Origin of the sequence: Noviherbaspirillum sp. Root189, assembly GCF_001428545.1 — a bacterium.
GTDB lineage: Bacteria > Pseudomonadota > Gammaproteobacteria > Burkholderiales > Burkholderiaceae_D > Noviherbaspirillum.
In genome coordinates this window covers 1-21547 of sequence record NZ_LMHZ01000046.1, presented here as the reverse complement: position 1 = coordinate 21547, position 21547 = coordinate 1, and the positions used below count along the sequence as shown (strand labels likewise).

Below are 21547 nucleotides of genomic sequence, written 5' to 3'. Positions count from 1 at the left end.
ATGCTTATCCTATTTTTTAGGCAAAGCATGGAATTGCCAGATCATACCGTTAACAAGCTGTAAACGTAAACGAAAAGCTGGTTGCGCTCAGAAAAGGCAGATAGAGGTGATATTGACGCTTTAAACGGATTGAAAACAGCGACCAAGGGGGGACTAATGCCCGGGGACCGGCATTAAAACATACTGTGTTGTGCCGACCGGCTGTACTGGTTGTACGCATTACCCATTAACGTTACGGAAAGTGCGGGTACTTTATTTTTGCTACTCGCCACCTTCAGATTCGAGAAAATCCAGGATCTGGCTATCCGTCGGTGCTCCCCATAGTTCGGTTGCGAGCCAGTCAGCGAATGCATTCCGCACAAGCGCCATTTCCAGCCCCTTTTTCAAATACGGCTTGATGCTTTTATCTGCCTTTTTGGAGAAAGCGGTAAAAAATCTCTTCTGCTCATCGGTGACAAGCTTGCCATAGTGGACCATCGCATCCTTGGCGCGTGCAACCAGAAAACGCTCGCGAAGATTTTTCTTTTTCTTTGGCGCTGCTGGCGGTGCCTCAGCAACTTCCAGTACTTTGCCGTTGGCATAGCCTTTCTTTATCGCCGTCCGAAAGTAAGCCGCCGCGGAGTCAACCGGGGCGGCCCGGGCGTTTTTGAGCCTGCTTTCGACAAGGTCGATATGCGCCAGCACGACGTTTTCGTCGTATGACGTATAGATCTGAATAGCCTCGTCCTTTGATATGCCAAAGGCAATGATCCTGTCCACCACCTTGGTATTGATGATGGGGATCGAGGGCAGCTCAAACGATGCCTGGGCTTTGAGATACACCTTGAACTGCAGATCGGCTACACGGCGGCCCTCCCTGAATTCAAGAAGCTCCACTTCGATATCCGTGATCGCATTAATTTCTGCCACGGACTTCAGGACGTGATCCCGCTTAAAGTACTTGTATTCCGGGAGATTGGTGTCGTTGATCGATGTCCCGGTCACCCTGTAGTACCAGCTTTCCCACTTTTCCCGGTTGGTAAGATGGGAAGGGCTGGAGGCGTAACGACGACAGACCTCGTACAAGGCCAGGCTGGACGCTGTACGCAACTGCGTCTGATACCACAAGCTCATCTTGGTGTAGATGCTCGGCGCCAGCACCATCTGCAAAACTTCAGGGGGAAAGGAAAATCCCAGCCAGACCGTCCCGCCTTTACTTTTCAAGCCCTTGGAGTTGTAGATCTTCACACCGGACAAAAGCCTTTCGCTTGTCCACATCTTCGTGCTCTCTGCCTCGACGCGAATGTTTTGCAGTTCGTTCGCGTGCTCCTTGAGCGTCTCATAGTCGTTACTGTTGTACCTGGTGTCCTTGACGACATCCTGCATCGATATCCAGAAATAGGATTCGGCCGAAGGTTCATCGACAGGTGCATTGACTCCCGGGCGCTGCTGTTGCTGGGCCGCCGAGATAAAAACGTTGTAGAGCTTTCGGGATAGAAGACTAAACTGCCCCTCTACCACACGTAAGCCAATTGAATCATTCGCCTTCCGAAACTCGACGATCGAGTCCGGACCATTATCCTCTTCACTAACTACCGGAATCACTGCATTCGGTTTTTTACTTCTCGGCGCCATGGTTCGAGTAGGGGTGAAAATCGGTACTATGCATGTAAGGTGATTTCCAATCAACCTTTTTTTCACGTTTGGATCGATGTGTTATCGATTTCACCTTTGCGTTCCCGTAGCACTCACCAATAGATTGTTCCTGTGGCGCTCACCGATACGATGAGACCTTTCCCGAGTCCACTCACTCGTGTTCCCTAAAGTACTCACCTATTCAGGAAACGATACCGAGTCCACTCACTTCTGTTCCTGTATGACTTCACCAGAGTTACGGATGCACTCACCCAAACCAGCTACAACCCTTACTGGACGCGGGTTTGCGGCGATCCTTAATGGTTTACAAGGTTTACAAGGGTTTACTATCAAAAAACCCTCAATGCGAGAGCAATACGAAAACAAGCCAACTGCATGGGCTCCTTAAGCTCGCACAATACTAGTCACCCTTCTAACAACCCGCGTTCCGTCACGCTGAAGACCCCCGCTGGCAGGCGACACGGCCATGTTGCTCCTCATCGTGAATGGTGAGCTCTACAGGAACACCTCGTACAAGGCACCGGTCTAGCCGGCGACGGTTGAACGCATTCAGTGCGGCAGCGCCCGGCGGGTAAAACCTTAAGGCTGTTTTCCAAACGAAATCTCGACTTCCATCGCTCAAAGGTGAGTTGTACGGGAACATGAGGACAGCAAACAGCTTGCAGGAGGCTTCTTGTGGCATACATAGCCCGGGCTTAAGGTGAGTTCTGCAGGAACGCTGAGCTTCATGTTCCCGTAAGGCTCACCTTAGCAAGCCAGGTTAGGAGCACTTATCCTCGCCTTAAAAGACATTTCACACAGTCAACAGGTATCCGATGTAAGTAAGTGTGTACTTTCATTAAGCGATATCCAGTATGGAGCGCCCTATAAAGGGAAATCTAGACAAAAGGTGAGGGTGTTCCCGTCAAGCTCACCTTTCAAAAGGTGATTACGTTCCTGCGGGGCTCACCGGTGGCAGTGACACCCAACAGCCAAGTCTTCATTCTTATAAAAATTTCTTGATTGACATGGGCAGTTAAAGAACAACTCCGAGTGTTCCTGTAGAACTCACCGTAAAAAGAAGGTGAGTTGTTCCCGTAGAGCTCACTCTCATAATCTGCTCTTGGGCAATGAGCTATAGGCCACATTCCGACGGCTATGGAAGCAAGCGACGAAAGGTGAAGCGTTCCTGTAATGCTCACCTTCGCCATAAATCTCCCAATAAATGTAAAAGCGCAATAATGCATGCCAGTCAATGGATAAGCAGAATGAGATGTCAGATTGGAAATTAAACGTCATTATTTCATGACTCCTCTGGTATGCCATATTGATCACCGCGTCGCACCCCACCTGAATTGGGCGGTAAGTTGCCCCCATGGCAACGATTTGTTGGACAACTGCCATCATTATCGAATAGGTCGCCGACGCAACAGTGGGAGCGAACCGCAATTACTTGTGCCAGACGTGGATCCACCAGGTAACTATGGGCATGCCTACGGAAGATGAAAACGGAAATTGCGGCCAAACCTACTTATATATATGAATATGGCGTTTTCGCGCGAAGCAACGATGCCCACAGGTACGTCGGATGTCTGTTTCAGCTTTGGAGCGTGTACCAGCGGCAGGAAAGGACGTAGTGACCAGAGGGGAGGCCTTCTCGGCCTCAAGGCGTATGCTGACCGGCGAAGTAGGGGGGCGAACACAACATCAGCGGAAGGGCCGGGGAGGGCAGTCGAATGGTAACAATAACAGCTCAGGCATTGGAGGGAGCGTCGGTCTTCTAACACTTCCGTCGGGTAGATACAGATTTTCTTTCCTCTTCACCGGCAACGGCTACGGAGACTATCATGCAGCGTTGTGATCTTTCGATCCCCCGTATTCGGGTCAATAGCTGCTATTTCTACTTTGACATTCATGCTCGACGTACCCGTATGGATTGTCATAGCGCTGACCTTCACAATCTGGCCAATGAATATCGGCTTAAAGAAACGGATACCTCCTGCATACACCGTTACGCAGTATTAACCGCTCCAACCTGCCGCGCACGTATATCCGGCCTGATCAATCTACTTCATTACTGCGCCACCGTGTACCTTGCCTCCAAAATTGACGTCTGCGGGCTCTGCAAGGAACCATAAGATGATCTCGCGGCGTCGATGTTTACTCGTTTGCATAACGATTTCCGATTCGCTCGTCTAATAGGCAAGGTGGAGACATCATTTTAGGAACTGGAATCCAGTCATGTAGTTTGCTTTACTGCTGCTGTAATTACGATCTCGATTAGATTTTGTGGTGACGCCAACTTTGCTTCGACGGTTGCCCGAGGTGGCGTAGCGCCTGGCACTACCCACGCATCCCACACTGCGTTCATTTGTTTGAACATGCTCATATCTGCAAGGTAAATCATGCATGACAAGATTCGTGTTTTATCGCTACCGTGCTCTTCTAGCAAGGTATCGATCATTGTAAGCACTTCGGCTGTCTGTCCTGTTATATCTTGTTTAGTATCATTAGTAACCTGGCCGGCGAGATACAAAACGCCTTCATAGTGGGCAACCTCAGATAGCCGGGGACCGACATGGGATCGCTGCAGTTGATTCATGGTTGATGTCCGTTAATATATGGTGAGCTAAAAATATATGGTGAGCTAAAAGCTGGCTTGCTGTATCACAGTCGTGCCAAGAAAAAAAGGCCGGCGCGATGCCGGCCTAAACTCCAGGAGGAGTGGAGACATTCGTTAAGTGCGAGCAATAAATACGCCGCTAGTCCGTAGCGCACACCCGCGTTGCAGACACGGCTTAGCGATAAGCTAGCCGCACGTCAATCACCTACTCCGATTGACGGAAACCGAAATGATGAGCGGAGCAGAGGATGCATTGGCATGGTCAGATTGACGTTCCGAGGTGGAATGGGTTTTGTAAACCACTTTTCATAAAGCCCGTAAATATCGCCAGAACTGATAATGCTCGCCATTTCCTTGTCTACCAACAACTGAAGTTCACGATCACTCTTAGAAAACATGATGGCATACGGTTCAACTGTCAAAGCGTCGCCTACAACGTCATAACTTTGTGGCGTTGCGGAGTTAGCCTTCAGCCCATATAAAAGGACGTCGTCCATCGCAAAGGCGTCTGCTAATCTCTTCTCAAGCTTTTGGAACGCTTCGCTATCGCTATCTGCTTCTACCAGCTTTAGGTTGAGCGCACGTGCATTGTTGCGCTCCATGATCGAGGTCGCATTCGTCGTCCCCTTGGTCGTCACGATGGTTTTATCCCGCAGATCAGACCAGTTCTTTATTCCTGAATCAGTACGAACAATCATTCGGGCTGTTGCAACAAAATGCGGGATGGTGAAACTTACCAGCTTACGTCGCTCTGCGGTATTGGTGGTGGGACCACAATCCAGGTCGGCTTTGCCGTCGACTATGGCTGAAAATCGCGACGATGGCGTGACGATCAGGAACTCTGTCTTAAGGTCCGGCTGCTTGACCTTTGCCTTGATGGCTTCCACCAGTTTGGTACACAAATCCATCGAGTATCCAATCGGCTTACCGGATGCGTCTGTGTAAGAAAATGGGACAGAATCAGTCCTTACACCAAGCACTACCTTGCCCGAGCGCTCAATGCGGCCTAATGTCTCTCCAGCAGATGCGTCGATTGCTACTGTCGCTATCATCACTTGTGCGATGCCGAGTGAAATTCGGCAGTAACCATGCGCTTTCTTCATCTTTACCCTTAACTGTGAAGGTAACGACCGAGCCACTTGTGCAGCCTGGATTCCTACTTCATGCCAGGGCCATGAGGCGCCTGGCAGGGTCCGCCTCGCGCGTTATTTCGTTACTGTAATCACTTCCCGCTTACCGTTCTTGTAGGTGTATAAGGTCAGTGTGCCATTGACGATATCGCCATTCTTGTCGAAGGCAATCGTTCCAGTTACGCCCTTGTAGTTAACCTTTGCCAGTTCAGGGAGGTAATTGGCCGGTTCGGCGGAACCTGCCTTCTGCATGGCCGCTACCATGACCATCACGGCGTCGTATGCATAGGGTGCATTCAGCACTACTTCGTGGCCGAACCGCTTGCTGAACCTTGTCCGGAAAGCCTCAAGCTCAGCCTTCTTTCCTTCTTCCACGCCACCCGCTTCAGCGCAGACTACCTTACCTTCACCAATGGCATCCCCCGCCAGTCGCGCCAACTCAGTGGAACAAATACCATCGCCCCCCATAAACTTTGCCTCAATCCCGAGCTGCTTCATTTGACGAAGGATCGGACCACCAACCGCATCCATGCCACCGAAGAAGACGACGTCGGGGTTTTTGCTTTTTATTTGGGTAAGGATCGAACTGAAATCGGTCGCTTTATCAGTTGTATATTGCCGGGCGACGATCGACACTGATTTGGCCTTGCCAGTTGCGCCTTTTACGAACTCATCAGCTACGCCCTGGCCATACGCTGTACGGTCATCAATAACAGCGATGTTTTTCGCCTGATTAACTTGAACGGCATACCGCCCGAGTGTTCCGCCGAGCTGACCGTCGTTTGCGACGACTCGAAACGCCGTGTTGAATCCCTGCTGTGTGTATTTTGGGTTGGTTGCAGAAGGAGAGATCTGTGGTATTCCGGCGGTATTGTAAATCTTCGACGCCGGGATCGTCGTTCCAGAATTCATGTGGCCAATCACACCGTTTACTTTCGCATCGACGAGCTTCTGTGCAGCCGCCGTTGCTTGCTTTGGATCGCTTCCATCGTCCTCTCCCAGCAACTCGAATCGCGCGACACTACTGCCAATCTTGATGTTCTTCGCGTTCAGTTCTTCGATCGCCAGGCGTGCCCCATCTTCCGTATCCTTTCCCATATGCGCGGATTGCCCCGAGAGTGGTGCAACATGGCCGATTTTTACAACGAGATCCTGAGCATGCGCACTTGCGCTCAATGTCAATGCAGACGTTAAGCTGAGAGCGAGAAGATTCAGGTTGGTATTCATAGTAGTCCCCAAGAAAGCAACGATTTGATTGCGCCTGCATTGCACAGACGTTCTACGGCATGACATAAGATTGCAGGTGTTTTGCCCTGCCTATATCCTCTTCCGTGCTCGTATTCTTGTCGGACGCCTTGTCATCGACAAGTCATGTTTTCTATCGGGATCCATTAGTTGATCTAATGGCTGCGTATCCTGTCCTATGGACAACTTGAGAATTGCCCACCTATCTGGGCGCTACAAACCTAAGAGATCCGTAGGTGGCGACAGGTCCAATGGCGGATTTTTTTTAGACCAGCAACGCGCAATACGCTTAATGACTATCCTTGAACCGCTCCCCTTAGGGACTTTGTCTTGCGATCTTCTGGAGGATCACGTTTCGCCTTCTCTCCGACTCCCGGCATTCCTCTCGCAGCCATTCCTTGAACGTTTCAATGGATTCCCGCCCCCTCGTTCCAGGATTAAGCAACAAACTGTATGTCGATGCGGACTGTACGTAAGCCGGGTACACCGGCATTAATTGCGAGGTTTCCAATTCATCCAGAATCAGCGATGTTCGGGCGATGGACACCCCTTGCCCCAGCAACGCCGCATTCGTCGCCAATTGGGCCAGATTGTATAGATTCCCTCGCTTCCCTAACTTCTCTGCCTTACCTCGCCTGTCGTCGGTCACGCCGCGTACCCACTCTACCCATTCAGCATACGGAGGGGCGCCTTCCCACGGGGAGTCATCGTGAAGCAGCGTATGGTCTACAAAGTCCGCCAGCTCAGTTATCTGGCCATGTCTTTCGATGTAGGCCGGGCTGGCCACCGGTAACAGAAACTCGGACATCAGCGGTACCGCTTCGACGGCCTCGTCATTCCCCGGGCGGCCGTACACGATCAGTGCGTCGATGGCTTCAGCGTTCATCTGAGCCATCGGCATACCAAACATCTCGCCTTTCAGGCGTATTTCCACATGAGGATACATGCGACTGAAACGATTAAGCCGAGGCATAAGCCACATCATGCAAAACGACGACGAGGACCGGATTATCAGATGTCGGTTCGGCGACTGAGGCTGTATCGCCTGTATCTCGGCTTCCAGGTCAGAAAGCAGTTGCTTGACGACCTTGTGCAGACGCTCACCTTCGTAGGACAGTGCTATCCCCTTGGCAAGGCGCTGAAATAATTTGACGCCGATTTGATCTTCCAGCCCGCGTATCTGCTGGCTTATCGCCCCTTGGGTGACGTGGAGTTCGTCGGCGGCACGGGTAAAACTCAGTTGCCGCGCCGCAGCATCGAAATATTTCAATGCATGAAGAACGGCTGGAGTAAGGCGTTGGGAGCGCGACATTTCAAAGTCCTCAGATCGGCAATTCCAGGTCAAAACACAGTCTAGAACGTGTCTGCACATTAGCGCAACTAATACCGGCAGATAGAAATCTTGGTTTGTCGAAGCGGCGAATAATCGCAAGAATGCGTTTCATCGCCATCAGGGAACGTACATGACTAGACCAATAATAGGAATCACCACAGACCGTAGCGACGAACCGCACAATGTGGAATCGCAGTTTCACGTCCGTAGGAATTATTGTGCAGCGGTTTCCGCCGCCGGAGGAATACCGATCATCCTGCCCTACGACATGGACGCCGTTGGCGAGCACGTTCAACTAATCGATGGATTGATTGTTACAGGCGGGATGTTCGACATTGATCCGTCAGAGTATGGGACGGCAGCCCGACATCCTGACAAAATTACGGTCAAAAAAGACAGAACCGCCTTTGAACGTGCATTGCTACGAAGGGCGTTGGCAAAGGACATGCCCATCCTCGGCATTTGCGGAGGGATGCAACTGATTGCCGTGGAGTTGGGTGCCAAGTTGTACCAGCACCTTCCTTCGGACCTCGTAACTGATATTGAACATAAACAATTTGAATCTTGCAGCATCGGTACGCACCGGATCCGCATCGAATCGGGAACTCTTCTTCGTCGCGTCCTTGGTACCGATACGCTGATTATAAACAGCCTGCATCATCAGGCTGTCATGAGTGGCAATAAAGCCTTGCGCGTCAGCGCTACAGCAGACGACGGTGTAGTGGAATCCATCGAAGCCCCTGGACAAACATTCTGTCTCGGTGTGCAGTGGCATCCGGAATATCTGGTCAATGCACCGGAAGGAAACATCTTCATGGAACTGGTGCGAATGTCGATGCTGGGCAAACAGATCTCTTCCGCAACGAACGCAACGAACGCAACGAACGCAACGAACGCAACGAACGCAACGAACGCAACGAACGCAACGAACGCTACGAACGCTACGAACGCAACGAACGCAACGAACGCTACGAACGCAACGAACGCTACGAACGCAACGAACGCAACGAACGCTACGAACGCTACGAACGCTACGAACGCAACGAACGCTACGAACGCAACGAACGCTACGAACGCTACGAACGCTACGAACGCTACGAACGCTACGAACGCTACGAACGCTACGAACGCTACGAACGCTACGAACGCTACGAACGCTACGAACGCTACGAACGCTACGAACGCTACGAACGCTACGAACCCATCCACAACAATCTAAACCAGGTGACTCAGCATGAAAGTCGCAGAAATTACCCTCGCTCTTGCATCAACTTTAGATTACTTCCGTCTTACGGCTATGGTACTCCAACGCTTTGTTTCAAAAAGCAGCGCGGCGCTTTCAGTTGACCAACTTGCACGTGAATTGAAGGCGAAATCCGGTGATATCAGCGACGTGTGTACCTGTCTGGCTACAACTGGAGTCATCGTACTAACGCCGGATTTCGAGCACTGGTCATTATCGGTCGATCCTGCCGAGGTAACGCTTGAAGAAGTATGGCGTGCCATTGGTGGGATCGCCAGCGTGAGCGGGCCTGACTCGGATGATTGTGACAACGCCTCTGTGTATAAAGTCGACTTGCTCACTTCTCAGGCGTTTCTGGGACTGGACCAGAGTATTGCGACCCACTTGCGTCGCTTTCGGTTGGACACAGTGCAGACGTCCGGACGGCACTTCGTTCGTATGTCCACCACTCGCAAATATGAACCGGATGTCGACTCCGTGGAAGCTGCTTATGCATAAAGCAACCTGTTCACAAACTAACAGGTGTGCCACATACGGCATGCATTTATACGAACTATTGCAAGCAGGAGTATGGCAATGAAAGTCTGTGTGGTTGGGGCGGGGGTAATCGGCATTACGACCGCCTACGCACTTGCGAAGCGCGGGTATGAAGTGACCGTTGTTGATGCAAGCGATTCCTTTGGCAAAGGGACAAGTTACGCGAACGGAGCACAGTTAAGCTACTCTTATGTGGCGCCTTTAGCGGAACCTGCAATTTGGCGACAACTTCCTGCTTATCTCTTGAGCTCTACTTCTCCTTTAACCTGGAAGCCGGAATTCAAACTACGGCAGTGGACCTGGTTGGTGCGGTTTCTAGCGGCCTGCAATGCAACGGATTCTCGCCGTACCACCGCGATGCTGCTTGAGTTGGCAAGCCTGAGCCGTACTAAGTTACACGAGCTACAAAATCGATATGCCCTGAAGTTCAATCACCGGGCAGCAGGCAAGCTTGTCATGATTTCTTCGGAAAAGGCTTTTGATGGGGCCTGGCGGCAAATCCGCTTGCAGGCCGACCTCGGTTGTGAGCAACAGCTTCTGAGGCGCGACGAATGCGTCGCCGTTGAGCCTGCACTTGCCCACGCCATTCAGCGCTGGGTAGGCGGTGTTTATACGCCTTCCGAAGAGATCGGCGACTGCGTACAGTTCTGTGAACAACTTGGTGCCACACTAATCCGCGATTACGGTGTCCAATTCCTGTTCAACGCGAGCGTCAACAAAGTCCGGCATTCCAGGGGCATCATTCACGCCGTCGGTACATCCATTGGCGATATAACGGCCGACCACTTTGTCCTGGCCAACGGTGTCGGCAGCGCACGACTAGCTCAACAAGTAGGACTCCGGCTGCCGGTCTATCCTCTCAAAGGCTACAGCGTAACGATTGAAAGTGACAAGCTTACCGCGCGCTTGCCAAGCGTAAGTATCACCGATCAGGCGAAGAAAATTGTTTATGCCCGAATTGGCAACAAGCTCAGGGTAGCCGGACGTGCCGAAATCGTCGGTGAAGACCTTCATATCGACGAAAAGCGCTGCAATGAACTTGCGCTTGAGGCAAGGCAATTGTTCTTCCCAGATGACCCCGCGGAGGACAGTGTCGCGCCCTGGGCAGGCTTACGTCCAGCGACACCAAGCGGGCGTCCCATTATTGGTAAAACCCCTGTTGCAAACCTATTTCTGAACTGCGGCCACGGCGCATTGGGTTGGACCCTTGCTTGTGGGAGCGCCGAGCTGCTTGCTGCGGATATCGCAGGCAAGGCGAGGCCAATACAAGGGCTATCCCAAGGCTTGGCTGCATAAATCTAATCTGAAAATTTTACACGGTGCCATATGAACGTTATAACGAATGAACAAGTTGCTGCATCACTGACGGTTGAAGACGCAATCGGCACCATGCGGACCGCCTTCAGCGAATATGCTCGTCGCGGTACGATGCAGGAGCGCGTCCGGATTGATTGTGACAAGACCAAGTTGAGCATGATGGGAGCAATACTCCCTGGAATAAATGCCGTCGGAGCAAAACTCTACACAACCATAAACGGCAAGTTCACGTTTGTCGTGGTGCTGTTCTCTGCTGACGATGGATCGCTCCTGGCAGTGATGGAAGGAGATGCCATGACGGAATTCCGTACGGCGGCAGTCACCGCTCTCGCCGCCGATGCTCTTGCTATAAAAGACACGAAAGTACTGGGCATCGTTGGTACGGGTGTGCAAGCAAGGGCGCACGTGCCTGCCATGCTTTCAGTTCGGGAATTTTCGGAAGTTATTGTTGCAGGAATTGACCGGCCCGAAGCGTTTGCCGACGAAATTTCAAGTCGCTATTCGATCAAATGCACCGTTGGGTCAACGGCATCTGTGGCTGCGCAGGCTGATGTGTTGATAACGGCAACCAGAGCGGCGACGCCTCTTTTTGATGGACATCTCGTAAAGCCGAATGCGTTCGTGGCAGCCATTGGATCGAGCAAACCGGATACAAGGGAAGTCGGCGATGATCTCATCAAGCGGGCTTCGCGTATCGTCGTAGAGTGGCGGCAGCAAGCGATGGTCGAAGCTGGAGACCTCATCCTCGCTCAACCAGGCTTAGTAGACTGGAACACGGTTCAGGAGCTTTCAGAGGTATTGACGGATTGCGGCCAGGGCAATCCATCCCAGCACGGTATCGTCCTCTATAAAGCCATTGGGGTCGGTATAGAAGACGTTGCGCTGGCCGAATTCATCTACAGTCGCCTTAAGAGATGAAACATTGATAGCGCTAAGCAGGGTTAAAGTCTGGGAACTTTGTTCGTACATGGACGCCCCGGTACATGCAGACTTTGTATGCGACGATAAATCGCTGTCCCTGATGGGATGTGTTGGTTGACGCCTCAATCGGAAGGACGCACTTTGGGTGCGTCGAACAAAACGGGCGTATGCCGAGTCACGCGCTCGCCCATCGCATAGCCTATGATTTCGTCGGAAGTCTGTGCAGTGTCATTCAAGCGCGTGCTTGGGCCATGTCTTGTTCTTTTAACACTTCCGTCATATAGATACAGATTTGCTTTCATCTACTCCGGCTGGAGGCATGTACCTCCCACACATGCTCACTCGGCATCCGGTTGCGCCGACGGTTGCGCCAGTTTCACCGCGTCAAGCGCCATCGCGTTTTTATACACGCTTGCAATGGTCGGATACTGGTCAAGTGGACACTCGAAGCGCAAGGCATTCCACACCTGAGGAACCAGAAACGCATCTGCCATCGTAACGCTATCGCCCAGGCAGTACTGACTGGCACGTTCGCCAAGCATTTTCTCTATTGCTCCCAGTCCAGTCAGAATCCAATGGCGGTACCACGCGATTTTCTCTTCCTCGCTATGTCCGAGTTCGGACGTAAGGTATTTCAGGACCCGCAGATTGTTGATCGGATGAATATCGCAGGCGATGACGTTGCACAGCGAGCGTACCCATGCGCGCTCGAAGCGGTCTGCGGGCAGTAGTCGCGGCTCCGGATAACTTTCTTCCAGAAACTCGCATATCGCAATCGATTGCGTCAACACCGCACCTTCGCCGATTTCAAGCGCCGGTACCAGACCCAGGGGATTGATCCCGCGGTAAGCGGGCGAATGTTGTTCGCCGCCGTCGCGCAGCATATGCACGGGAATCGATTGATAAGCTTGGTTCTTCAGGTTGAGCACGATGCGAACGCGAAACGACGCGGACGAGCGGAAATAGGTGTACAGGTTCAACGCAGCCTCCAGGAATGTGCAGTGATTGTAATGCCGCACCGGCCATCCCCGGCACTCCTCCTCCGAGAGGAATGTATTTACCTTTGACATCGCATATCTTGTGTCCCAAGCGTATGGCCGGCCTGCATACATCTCCTCCCCGTCATTCAAGAAAGGAAGCGAAATGGTCCCGATCCGTGGATTGCATCACTTCGCATATCGTTGCCGCGATGCGGCGGAAACCCGTCATTTTTATGAAGATTTGCTCGGCCTGCCGCTGGTGCATCTGGTCCGCGCAGACAAGGTGCCAAGCACCGGCGAAGACTGTCCGTTCGTGCATATCTTTTTTCAGATGCAGGACGGATCGCATTTGGCTTTCTTCGACCTTGGCGATAACGTTGCGGCGGAACCGAGTGCCAATACGCCTGCCTGGGTAAACCATATCGCATTGCGGGTCGATTCCGACAGCGATCTTGCCGATGCCAAGCGGCGCCTTGAAACCGCCGGAATCGATGTCGTCGGCGTCACCGATCATCACTTCATCCGCTCCATTTATTTCTTCGACCCGAACGGTATTCGGCTTGAACTGACGGCCTTCGTGGGCAGCGATGCCTATATGCAAGCCAAGCACCGGAGCGCTCGCGACGAACTGGATGCGTGGGCTGCCGAAAAACAAGCTCGCGCCGCGTAAGGAGATGCCTATGTCAATTTTCGATGAAGGCATAGCCAGACGGCCTGGGGAAATAACCGAGGCGGAATGGCGCCAACGTCTAGAGCTGGCTGCGTGCTATCAGGTGTTCGATTTTCTGGGCTGGACCGAATCGATTTTCAACCATATTTCAGTCCGTGTGCCCGGACCCGAAAAGCATTACCTGGTCAATCCTTTCGGTCTGAACTATGCGGAAATCACCGCCAGCAACTTGATCAAGGTGGATGTCAACGGCCAGCTGGTCACGCCCTCCGTCTATGGTGGCAACCGCGCCGGCTTCATTATTCATGGCGCGGTCCACGATGCGCGCGACGATGCACATTGCGTGATGCATACGCATACAGATAGCGGCATGGCGGTCGCGTGCTCGCAGGACGGGATCAGCTATGACAATTTCTATGGAGCCCAACTGTTCGGGCGTGTCGCCTATCACGACTTCGAAGGCATCACCGTGCATCGGGAAGAGCAGGCCAGGTTGCTGGCAAGCCTCGGCAACAAGAGCATCCTCGTGCTGAAAAACCATGGTTTGCTGGTAGTTGAAAAATCGCTGATGAAAGCGTTCTGGCTGATGTGGACCCTGCAGCGCGCTTGCGATGTGCAATGCCGCGTCGAAACCATGGGCAACAAGAGTATTCCGGTCAGCGACGCCATCCGCCGGCAGAGTGCATTCGACGGCGAGAACTTCGATCCTGACGGTTTGCTCGGACAAAAGATGCTGGAAGCCATGGTGCGCAAGATGGACATCGTCCGCCATAACCTCTATCCGAATTTTCGTTTCTGAACCATGACGCAGACAAAAGAAATCAACACCACGACCGGCTACGAACTGCCGTCCTATCCATTCGAACCGCCGCCCGACCTGCATCTGGAACGGCCGCGCCGCTACCGCATCGCGATCGTCGGCGGCGGGCTGGCCGGACTGACCGCCGCCTGTGATCTCGCCGTGCGTGGGATAGAAACCGTTCTTCTCGATGACGACAATACCGTCGGCGTGCGCGGCGCATCCAGCCGCGGCATGGTCTATGCGCAAAAGACGCTGGAGATCATGGAGCGGCTTGGCATTTATCGCCGCATCCATAAAAAGGGAATTACCTGGTCGGTCGGCCGCACCATGACCGGCGGCGACGAAGTGTATTCGTTTGACCGCGCAAGCGATAACGCATCGCAGCAATCCGCTTTCATCAATTTGCAGCAGTTCTACCTGGAATGGTATCTGGTCGATCGCATCACCGAACTGGGCAAGACCGATCTGCGCTGGAACAACAAGGTAACCGGCGCTGAACATCTGGACAATGGGGTGCGCCTGTCGGTCGAAACGCCTGCAGGCAATTATCAACTCGATGCCGACTGGGTGATCGATGCGGCCGGTATCAATAGTGCGATCCGCGAAGGCTTCGGGCTCGACACGCATGCGGCGCGCTCCGTGGATCGCTGGTGCATCTGTGATGTGCGCTTCAAGAAGCCGTTGCCGGTCGAGCGCTGGACCTGGGTGGAAGCGCCATTCAATCAAAACCGTGCGGTATGGCAGCACCTGATGGCTGACAACGTATGGCGTCTCGATTATCAGATGGACCCCGATGCCGACGCGGCGCAGGTGAGCCAGTTGGACGTTGCCGCCGAGCGCGTGCGTGCGCATGTCGGCGCCGATACCGAATTCGAGATGGTGTGGGTCGGTCCATGGCAATACCGCACACAGCTGCTCGACAGTTTCCGCCTCGGCCGCATTTTCTTCGCTGGTGATGTCGCGCATGTGGTCAGTCCCTTTGGGGCGCGCGGCGGCAATTCCGGTATCCAGGATGCGGATAATCTGAGCTGGAAGCTGGCGCTGGTTGTCAACGGCCATGCGCCCGAAACGCTGCTCGACAGCTATCATCACGAGCGATATGCCGCTGCCGTCGAGAATATCAAGGTTACCTCGCGGACCTCGCGTTTTCTTGCGCCGACCTCGCTGTTCGAGCGCATCATGCGCAAGGCCGTGTTGGATCTTGCGCGCGAATTCCCGTTCGCCCGCGCGTTGGTCAATACCGGCCGCTTGTCGGTACCGAACGACTATCCGGATTCGCCTGTCGTGCAACACGGCGGACATTCGGTGCCCAACCTGCCGATCGGCCTCCCCGACAGAACCGTATCCAATCTGGTCGAACTGTCGCGCTCGCATGGTACCGCTTATCTGGGCATCTGCTTCCAGCATCCGGGGCCCGAACAACTCGATGCATTGCGCGAACTGACCGCACGCTATCGCTGCTTTGCGATTTATCTATGCAACGTGGAGGGCGCCGGCTTGCCGACCCTGCGCGATGACGGTGCGCTTGCCCGCGCGGTCGGCGCCGAATGCGGCTTCGCCTTGTTGCGTCCCGATTTGCATGTGGCAGGCCGTTTGCAGCATGTCACTGCACCGCAGGCAGAGGCCTTGCTCAAGCGCGCATTGGGCTATTGATTTATGGAGCTGAACTTGAATACCCATCCCAACATCATTGATCCGGATACGTTTTACGCGACGCTGGTCGCCGCCAACGAGCAACTTACGCTCGAACAGAGCGCCGAACTGGCAATGCGGCTGGTGTTTTTGCTTGCCAACCAGATCGGCGATCCGCAGACGCTGGCGAACTGCATCGATATTGCCCGCAAACCTTTTACCCAATCCCATGGAGAACCGCAATGAGCAGCACCACTTTCGCATCCGCCAGCGACGTTACCGAACAAAAGGCCAAAGTCGTTGAACTGGCCAAGGGCGCCTATGGCTATATCAGCGATTCGGATCCTAACTGCGGTTTCGTGGTCGGCGACGATGCGGTGCTTATCATCGACACGCGCGCCACGCCCGCCCTGGCGCGCGATCTGATTGACGACATCCGTACTGTCACCGATAAGCCCGTCAAATATATTTTTCTCACCCACTACCATGCAGTCCGTGTCCTTGGCGCGTCGGCGTTTAACGTCGACGCGGTTTTTTCCAGCACGGGCACACATCAGCTGATTCTTGAGCGCGGCGCAGCCGATTATGAATCCGAGGTTCGGCGTTTCCCGCGCTTGTTCAAGGGGGTCGATGAAATTCCCGGCCTCACCATGCCGCATGTGACGTTCGACGACAGCATGAGCTTCTGGCTGGGCGGGCGTGAATTGCGCTTCATGCACCTCGGACGTGGGCATTCGGCTGGCGATTCCGTTTGCTGGCTGCCGGATTGCGGCGTGCTATATGCCGGGGATCTGGTCGAAAACAACTGCGCGGTATACACCGGCGACGCCTATATGCGCGACTGGACGCAGACGCTGGAACGGGTGCGCGCACTGCGGGCCGATGTGATGGTGCCGGGACGCGGCGCAGTTCTCACCAGCCGCCAGCAGGTATCGGATGCGATCGACTCGACCAAGGACTTTATCGTCACGCTGCTCGGCGCGGTGGAGCACGGCTTGCGCCAGGGACAGGATTTGAAGGGATGTTATCGCATTGCTGAACAGGTGATGACGCCGCGCTTCGGCGATTGGCCGGTATACAAGCATGCGCTGGCATTCGACGTCGCCCGCGCCTACGACGAGTTGCGCGGACTGGAGCATCCGCAGATCTGGACCGCGGCACGCGACCAGGATTTATGGGCGCGGCTGCACAACTGATTGGCGCGACTGTGGAAGGAATGCATTGACAAGGACACAGAACCTGCGTGAGGTAAAACGCATCACGGTGGTGGGCGCCGGCGCGATAGGCGGATATCTTGCGGTACGCCTTGCGAATGCCGGACATTGCGTCTCGGTGGTGCAGCGCGGCCAGGCACTGCAAGCGATTCGTGACCACGGGCTGGTATTGCATGAGGGCGGTACAAAGCTAGTCGCCCATGTGCCGGCAGCGGCGCGCTGCAGCGATCTCGATCGGCAGGACATTGTCTTCCTGACGGTCAAGGCGACCGGCTTGCGTGCAGTCGCACCGGATCTTGCATCGCTGCTTGCGCCGCATACGCGGATCGTGCCGGTATTGAATGGCATCCCGTGGTGGTACTTCCGGAATGCGCTGCCCGTTCTTGATCCTGACAACGGCATTGCCAACGCAATCCCGCATGAAAGGATCATCGGTTGCGTCGCACATGTTTCTGCGCATATGACGGAGCCGGGTGTGGTGCGCTGTGTCGCACCCGGCAAGCTGGTGCTGGGCGAGCCGGAGGGTGGATGGTCACAATCTCTGCAGGACACCACGTCGCTGCTCGCGCAGGCCGGCATTACCGCGCAAGCCAGCGACGATGTCCGGCAAGAAATCTGGACCAAGCTGGTCGGCAACCTTGCATTCAATCCGATTTCGGCACTCACCGGCGCACGCATGGATGAAATTTTCGCGAATCGGGAATTGATTGGACTGGCCCGTCAGGTCATGGTGGAAGGCATGGCGATCGGGCAGGCCACGGGCATTCACTTTCCGGTCGATGCAGACCAGCGGCTGGAAATGGCGCGTGCGATCGGTGCGGCGAAATTGTCGATGCTGCAAGACCTGGAAGCTGGACGCACGTTGGAAGTCGATGCCATCGTCACCGCGGTACTGGACCTTGCCGCCCAACACCGTATCGCTACACCGGCATTAAGGACAGTGTATGCATTGATCAAGGAACGTGCGCGTCACCCGCTTTATTGAAATCTTACTTTTAATGGAATACAGATGAAACTGGCAACATTGAAAAACGGCCGCAGGGACGGTCAGCTATTGGTGGTGAGCCGCGATTTGCGCACAGCAGTGGCGGTACCGGACATTGCGTCGACAATGCAGCAGGCGTTGGAAGAATGGCCGACAAAACATCGTGCCCTTGACGAGGTATATCGCGCGCTGAATGCGGGGATCGCAACGGAGGCGTTCGCACTCGATGTCGCACGGCTCGCCGCGCCATTGCCGCGCGCTTATCAATGGGCGGATGGCAGCGCCTACCTGGTGCATAGTGAATTGGTCAGGAAGGCGCGCGGCGCGGAACTGACACCTGAACTGTGGCAGGACCCGCTAATGTATCAGGGCTGCGGCGATTCGTTGCTGGGCGCGCGCGATGATGTCGCGCTGGAATCGACCAACTGGGGTATCGACCTGGAGGGCGAGGTCGCGGTATTCACGGATGACGTGCCGATGGGCGTATCGCCGCAGCAGGCGAAAGGCCATATCCGCTTGATTGCGCTGGTTAATGATGTCAGCCTGCGTGGTCTGGTGCCGTCCGAACTGGCAAAGGGATTCGGATTTTTTCAGAGCAAGCCATGGACCGCATTTTCGCCGGTGGCGGTGACACCGGACGAACTGGGCGATGCCTGGGATGGACAGCGCGTGCATCTGCCGCTGACGGTTCATGTGAATGACGACCTGCTCGGTCGCCCTGACGCCGGAGTCGATATGGTGTTCGACTTTCCGCAACTGATCGCTCATGCAGCAAAAACCCGGCCTCTGGGCGCCGGCACGATTATCGGGTCCGGTACCGTTTCGAATGGTGACCGCAGTGTCGGATCGGCCTGTCTGGCCGAGAAGCGTGCGCTAGAAACAGTGCGCGACGGCAAGCCCTGCACCCCGTTCCTGAAGTTCGGCGATCGGATGACCATCGACATGTTTGACCGTAACGGCAACAGCATATTCGGCGCGATATCGCAGCGCGTCGTCGCCTACGCGCCGCCATTGCCTGTTTGATATGAGCGACCTCTGCGATAGTTCATAACAGGCTCTAGATTGACTTGTGAAGAAATCCGCTCATAATGACCCTGGTCTTGCAATCATCCGCCTTATCGAGGCGGATTGCACATATCGGCAACATGCCATATTGAGGCTGTGGGGGATATATGGAAATTTGCAGTATCGATCTGGCACACCATCGCCCGAATGTCGATCCGACGCTGGCGATCGAATCGATCAGGGTGATCGGCAAGGACGCCTTTGCGGAACGCTTGGTCGGCTCCCTCAGCCGGTATTTCAGGCTTGCCCATCTTTCGATGTTTTCGTTCGGGCCGGAACACCGGCCCAATCTTCTGGGAACCAGCAGCACCTTGTCAGCGCGTATCGCCTACGATACTGCGCTGACCTACCTGGGGGCCCATTATCGGTCCGACCCGGGGCAGCAAGTACGCGATGCGGAAAAGCCCAATACGCAGCAGGTGCACGTGCAATACCAGATCGCCAGCGATATCGTCGATACCGGTTATCGCATCAATTGCTACGAGCAACCCGGCATCGTCGATCGCCTGTCGATATTGCAGCGTTCCGAGGACAACGCCTGGATCGCCGTGAACGTCTATCGCGACCGCAGCCAGGGATTGTTTTCACGCTCGGACTTCGATGCGCTGATGACAGTAGCGCCTATCCTGACCGCGGCGGCCGACCGCCATGCACAGCTTCTTCATTTCGCCAAAGTCAACGACTGCATCGATCATTATGCATTGATCGCACGCATGCACCCGCGCCTGAGCCAGCGCGAAAAAGAAGTCTGTGCCGGCATCCTCGACGGTTTGACTGCCAAGCAGATCGCAAAGCGACTCGGCATTGCGCCGACCAGCGTGATCACGCACCGCAAGAACGCCTACCTGAAGTTGGGTATCAACGATCACAAGCAATTGTTTGCACTGGTGCGCTGACCGGCGTACTTCCTGGCCGGGCCCACGTTCGGCACCCCTCAAGCGCTGCTCCGACGCTCGCGTTGTGTCGCCTTGAGGCGGCGCGCGCAGCGACGTTTCCCTTGCCGTATTGCATCGCATCGCAACGCAAGTTCGCTGCGACGCGCCTCAATGTTTGATCCACTACATTGCTCATGCTCTTCAATGCATCGGAGAGTCGTTTGCCTGTTCAATACCGGAACCACGTGATGCCCACCATTAAACGATCCGACTTCATTCAATCCATTGCCGACGCTCTGCAGTTCATCTCCTACTTTCATCCCAAGGATTACATCGAGCACTTGGCGCGCGCCTATGAACGCGAACAATCGCCTGCCGCCAAGGACGCAATCGGGCAAATCCTGATCAATTCACGCATGGCGGCGGAAGGCCGCCGGCCGGTATGCCAGGACACCGGGGTGGTCAACGTGTTTCTCGACATCGGCATGCAGTTGCGCTGGGAAGGCGATCATGCGATCGAAGACATGGTGAATGAAGGTGTGCGCCAGGCGTATCTATGCGCCGACAACCCGCTGCGCGCATCGGTTGTGCGCGATCCCTTGTTTTCGCGCGCGAACACGCAAGATAATGCGCCGGCCGTAGTGCATATGCGCATGGTGCCGGGCGCGACGCTGCGTTGCCGCGTGATGGCCAAGGGCGGCGGGGCGGAAAACAAGGCGAAATTTACTACCCTCAATCCATCCGACTCCTTTGTCGACTGGGTGCTGAACATGGTGCCTGCAATGGGTGCCGGGTGGTGCCCGCCGGGCATGCTTGGCATCGGCGTCGGCGGTAGTGCGGAAAAGGCCATGCTGCTGGCAAAGCAGTCGCTGCTGGACCCCATCGACATGCATGAATTGCTGGCGCGGGGCCCTATGAGCCGCATCGAAGAAACGCGGATCGAGCTGTATGAAAAAATTAATGCGCTTGGCATCGGCGCGCAAGGTTTGGGCGGACTGACGACGGTATTGGACGTAAAGATTCTCGACTATCCGACCCATGCGGCCAGTCTGCCGGTAGCGCTCATTCCGAACTGCGCGGCAACACGCCGGATCGATTTCATTCTCGACGGGAGCGGCCCGGCACGGCTGGAAATGCCAGACCTGAACGCATGGCCGACACTGCCGCGGAGCGCGAATGCCGATGCCAGCCGGCGCGTTGATCTGAATACCTTGTCCAAGGAAGAAGTCGCGTCCTGGAAACCAGGCCAGACCCTGCTGCTTAACGGCAAGATGCTGACCGGCCGCGATGCGGCGCATAAGCGTATTCAAGACATGCTGGCCAAGGGCGAACCACTGCCCGTCGACTTCACCAACCGCGTG

General features: G+C 54.7%; 20 protein-coding genes and 1 pseudogene. 14 read left to right on the top strand and 7 right to left on the bottom strand.

Annotation, left to right across the window (positions count from 1 at the left end; translation table 11 throughout):
• Window positions 1-261: 261 nt before the first annotated feature.
• The 6 genes from ASE07_RS22415 to ASE07_RS22395 all read right to left on the bottom strand — a co-directional run bounded on the left by ASE07_RS22415 (window position 262) and on the right by ASE07_RS22395 (window position 7924).
• Window positions 262-1680, bottom strand: a complete 1419-nt coding sequence (locus ASE07_RS22415) for a replication initiation protein (protein WP_156396898.1) — start codon at window positions 1678-1680, stop codon at window positions 262-264.
• 1754 nt (window positions 1681-3434) lie between these two features.
• Complete coding sequence (locus tag ASE07_RS30920; RefSeq protein ID WP_200961005.1) at window positions 3435-3623, bottom strand: hotdog domain-containing protein; 189 nt, start codon at window positions 3621-3623, stop codon at window positions 3435-3437.
• Between the two features lie 230 nt (window positions 3624-3853).
• A complete protein-coding gene (locus ASE07_RS22410; protein ID WP_057293057.1) occupies window positions 3854-4216 on the bottom strand; it encodes a RidA family protein in 363 nt (120 codons plus the stop codon).
• Between the two features lie 218 nt (window positions 4217-4434).
• The gene (locus ASE07_RS22405) at window positions 4435-5340 is read right to left on the bottom strand and encodes an amino acid ABC transporter substrate-binding protein (protein WP_057293056.1); all 906 of its coding nucleotides are present in this window, start codon (window positions 5338-5340) and stop codon (window positions 4435-4437) included.
• A gap of 102 nt (window positions 5341-5442) precedes the next feature.
• Window positions 5443-6594 (bottom strand): branched-chain amino acid ABC transporter substrate-binding protein, encoded by a 1152-nt coding sequence (locus ASE07_RS22400; protein WP_057293055.1) that lies wholly within the window; start codon window positions 6592-6594, stop codon window positions 5443-5445.
• 334 nt (window positions 6595-6928) lie between these two features.
• A complete protein-coding gene (locus ASE07_RS22395; protein ID WP_057293054.1) occupies window positions 6929-7924 on the bottom strand; it encodes a LysR substrate-binding domain-containing protein in 996 nt (331 codons plus the stop codon).
• A 151-nt stretch (window positions 7925-8075) separates the two neighbouring features.
• Between ASE07_RS22395 and ASE07_RS30915 the strand changes: the two are divergent.
• The 5 genes and pseudogenes from ASE07_RS30915 to ASE07_RS22370 all read left to right on the top strand — a co-directional run.
• Window positions 8076-8678: pseudogene (locus tag ASE07_RS30915) on the top strand (gamma-glutamyl-gamma-aminobutyrate hydrolase family protein); the annotation flags it as partial.
• Between the two features lie 35 nt (window positions 8679-8713).
• Window positions 8714-9292: a hypothetical protein gene (locus tag ASE07_RS30005; RefSeq protein ID WP_057293052.1), complete on the top strand. Its 579-nt coding sequence runs from the start codon at window positions 8714-8716 to the stop codon at window positions 9290-9292.
• The gene (locus tag ASE07_RS30910; RefSeq protein ID WP_082584391.1) at window positions 9180-9686 is read left to right on the top strand and encodes a hypothetical protein; all 507 of its coding nucleotides are present in this window, start codon (window positions 9180-9182) and stop codon (window positions 9684-9686) included. The genes ASE07_RS30005 and ASE07_RS30910 overlap by 113 nt, the downstream gene beginning before the upstream one ends.
• 72 nt (window positions 9687-9758) lie before the next feature.
• Window positions 9759-11021 (top strand): D-amino acid dehydrogenase, encoded by a 1263-nt coding sequence (locus ASE07_RS22375; protein ID WP_327196069.1) that lies wholly within the window; start codon window positions 9759-9761, stop codon window positions 11019-11021.
• 30 nt (window positions 11022-11051) lie between these two features.
• Window positions 11052-11960 carry an ornithine cyclodeaminase family protein gene (locus tag ASE07_RS22370; RefSeq protein ID WP_057293049.1) on the top strand — a complete coding sequence of 303 codons (909 nt, stop codon included), beginning with the start codon at window positions 11052-11054 and terminating at the stop codon, window positions 11958-11960.
• A 341-nt stretch (window positions 11961-12301) separates the two neighbouring features.
• Here ASE07_RS22370 and maiA read toward each other — a convergent pair whose 3' ends face one another.
• Window positions 12302-12943, bottom strand: a complete 642-nt coding sequence (maiA, locus tag ASE07_RS22365) for a maleylacetoacetate isomerase (RefSeq protein ID WP_057293048.1) — start codon at window positions 12941-12943, stop codon at window positions 12302-12304.
• A 163-nt stretch (window positions 12944-13106) separates the two neighbouring features.
• Here maiA and ASE07_RS22360 point away from each other — a divergent pair, with 163 nt between their 5' ends.
• The 9 genes from ASE07_RS22360 to ASE07_RS22320 form a co-directional block, all read left to right on the top strand.
• Window positions 13107-13613 carry a VOC family protein gene (locus tag ASE07_RS22360; RefSeq protein WP_057293047.1) on the top strand — a complete coding sequence of 169 codons (507 nt, stop codon included), beginning with the start codon at window positions 13107-13109 and terminating at the stop codon, window positions 13611-13613.
• Window positions 13614-13623: 10 nt separating this feature from the next.
• Window positions 13624-14412 (top strand): class II aldolase/adducin family protein, encoded by a 789-nt coding sequence (locus tag ASE07_RS22355; protein WP_057293046.1) that lies wholly within the window; start codon window positions 13624-13626, stop codon window positions 14410-14412.
• 3 nt (window positions 14413-14415) lie between these two features.
• On the top strand, window positions 14416-16068 hold the full coding sequence (locus ASE07_RS22350; protein WP_057293045.1) for an FAD-dependent oxidoreductase: 1653 nt from the start codon (window positions 14416-14418) through the stop codon (window positions 16066-16068).
• 15 nt (window positions 16069-16083) lie between these two features.
• The gene (locus tag ASE07_RS22345; protein ID WP_082584395.1) at window positions 16084-16293 is read left to right on the top strand and encodes a DUF2783 domain-containing protein; all 210 of its coding nucleotides are present in this window, start codon (window positions 16084-16086) and stop codon (window positions 16291-16293) included.
• Window positions 16290-17243 carry an MBL fold metallo-hydrolase gene (locus ASE07_RS22340; RefSeq protein WP_057293043.1) on the top strand — a complete coding sequence of 318 codons (954 nt, stop codon included), beginning with the start codon at window positions 16290-16292 and terminating at the stop codon, window positions 17241-17243. Before ASE07_RS22345 ends, ASE07_RS22340 begins: the two co-directional genes overlap by 4 nt.
• A 25-nt stretch (window positions 17244-17268) precedes the next feature.
• Entirely contained in the window at window positions 17269-18246 is a 978-nt protein-coding gene (locus ASE07_RS22335; protein ID WP_057293042.1) for a ketopantoate reductase family protein, read from the top strand.
• Between the two features lie 24 nt (window positions 18247-18270).
• Window positions 18271-19269 carry a fumarylacetoacetate hydrolase family protein gene (locus ASE07_RS22330; RefSeq protein WP_057293041.1) on the top strand — a complete coding sequence of 333 codons (999 nt, stop codon included), beginning with the start codon at window positions 18271-18273 and terminating at the stop codon, window positions 19267-19269.
• Between the two features lie 149 nt (window positions 19270-19418).
• Window positions 19419-20207, top strand: coding sequence for a helix-turn-helix transcriptional regulator (locus ASE07_RS22325; RefSeq protein ID WP_057293040.1), 789 nt, complete (start codon window positions 19419-19421; stop codon window positions 20205-20207).
• Window positions 20208-20434: 227 nt separating this feature from the next.
• The coding region (locus ASE07_RS22320; protein WP_057293039.1) for a fumarate hydratase at window positions 20435-21547 on the top strand (1113 nt) is incomplete at its 3' end.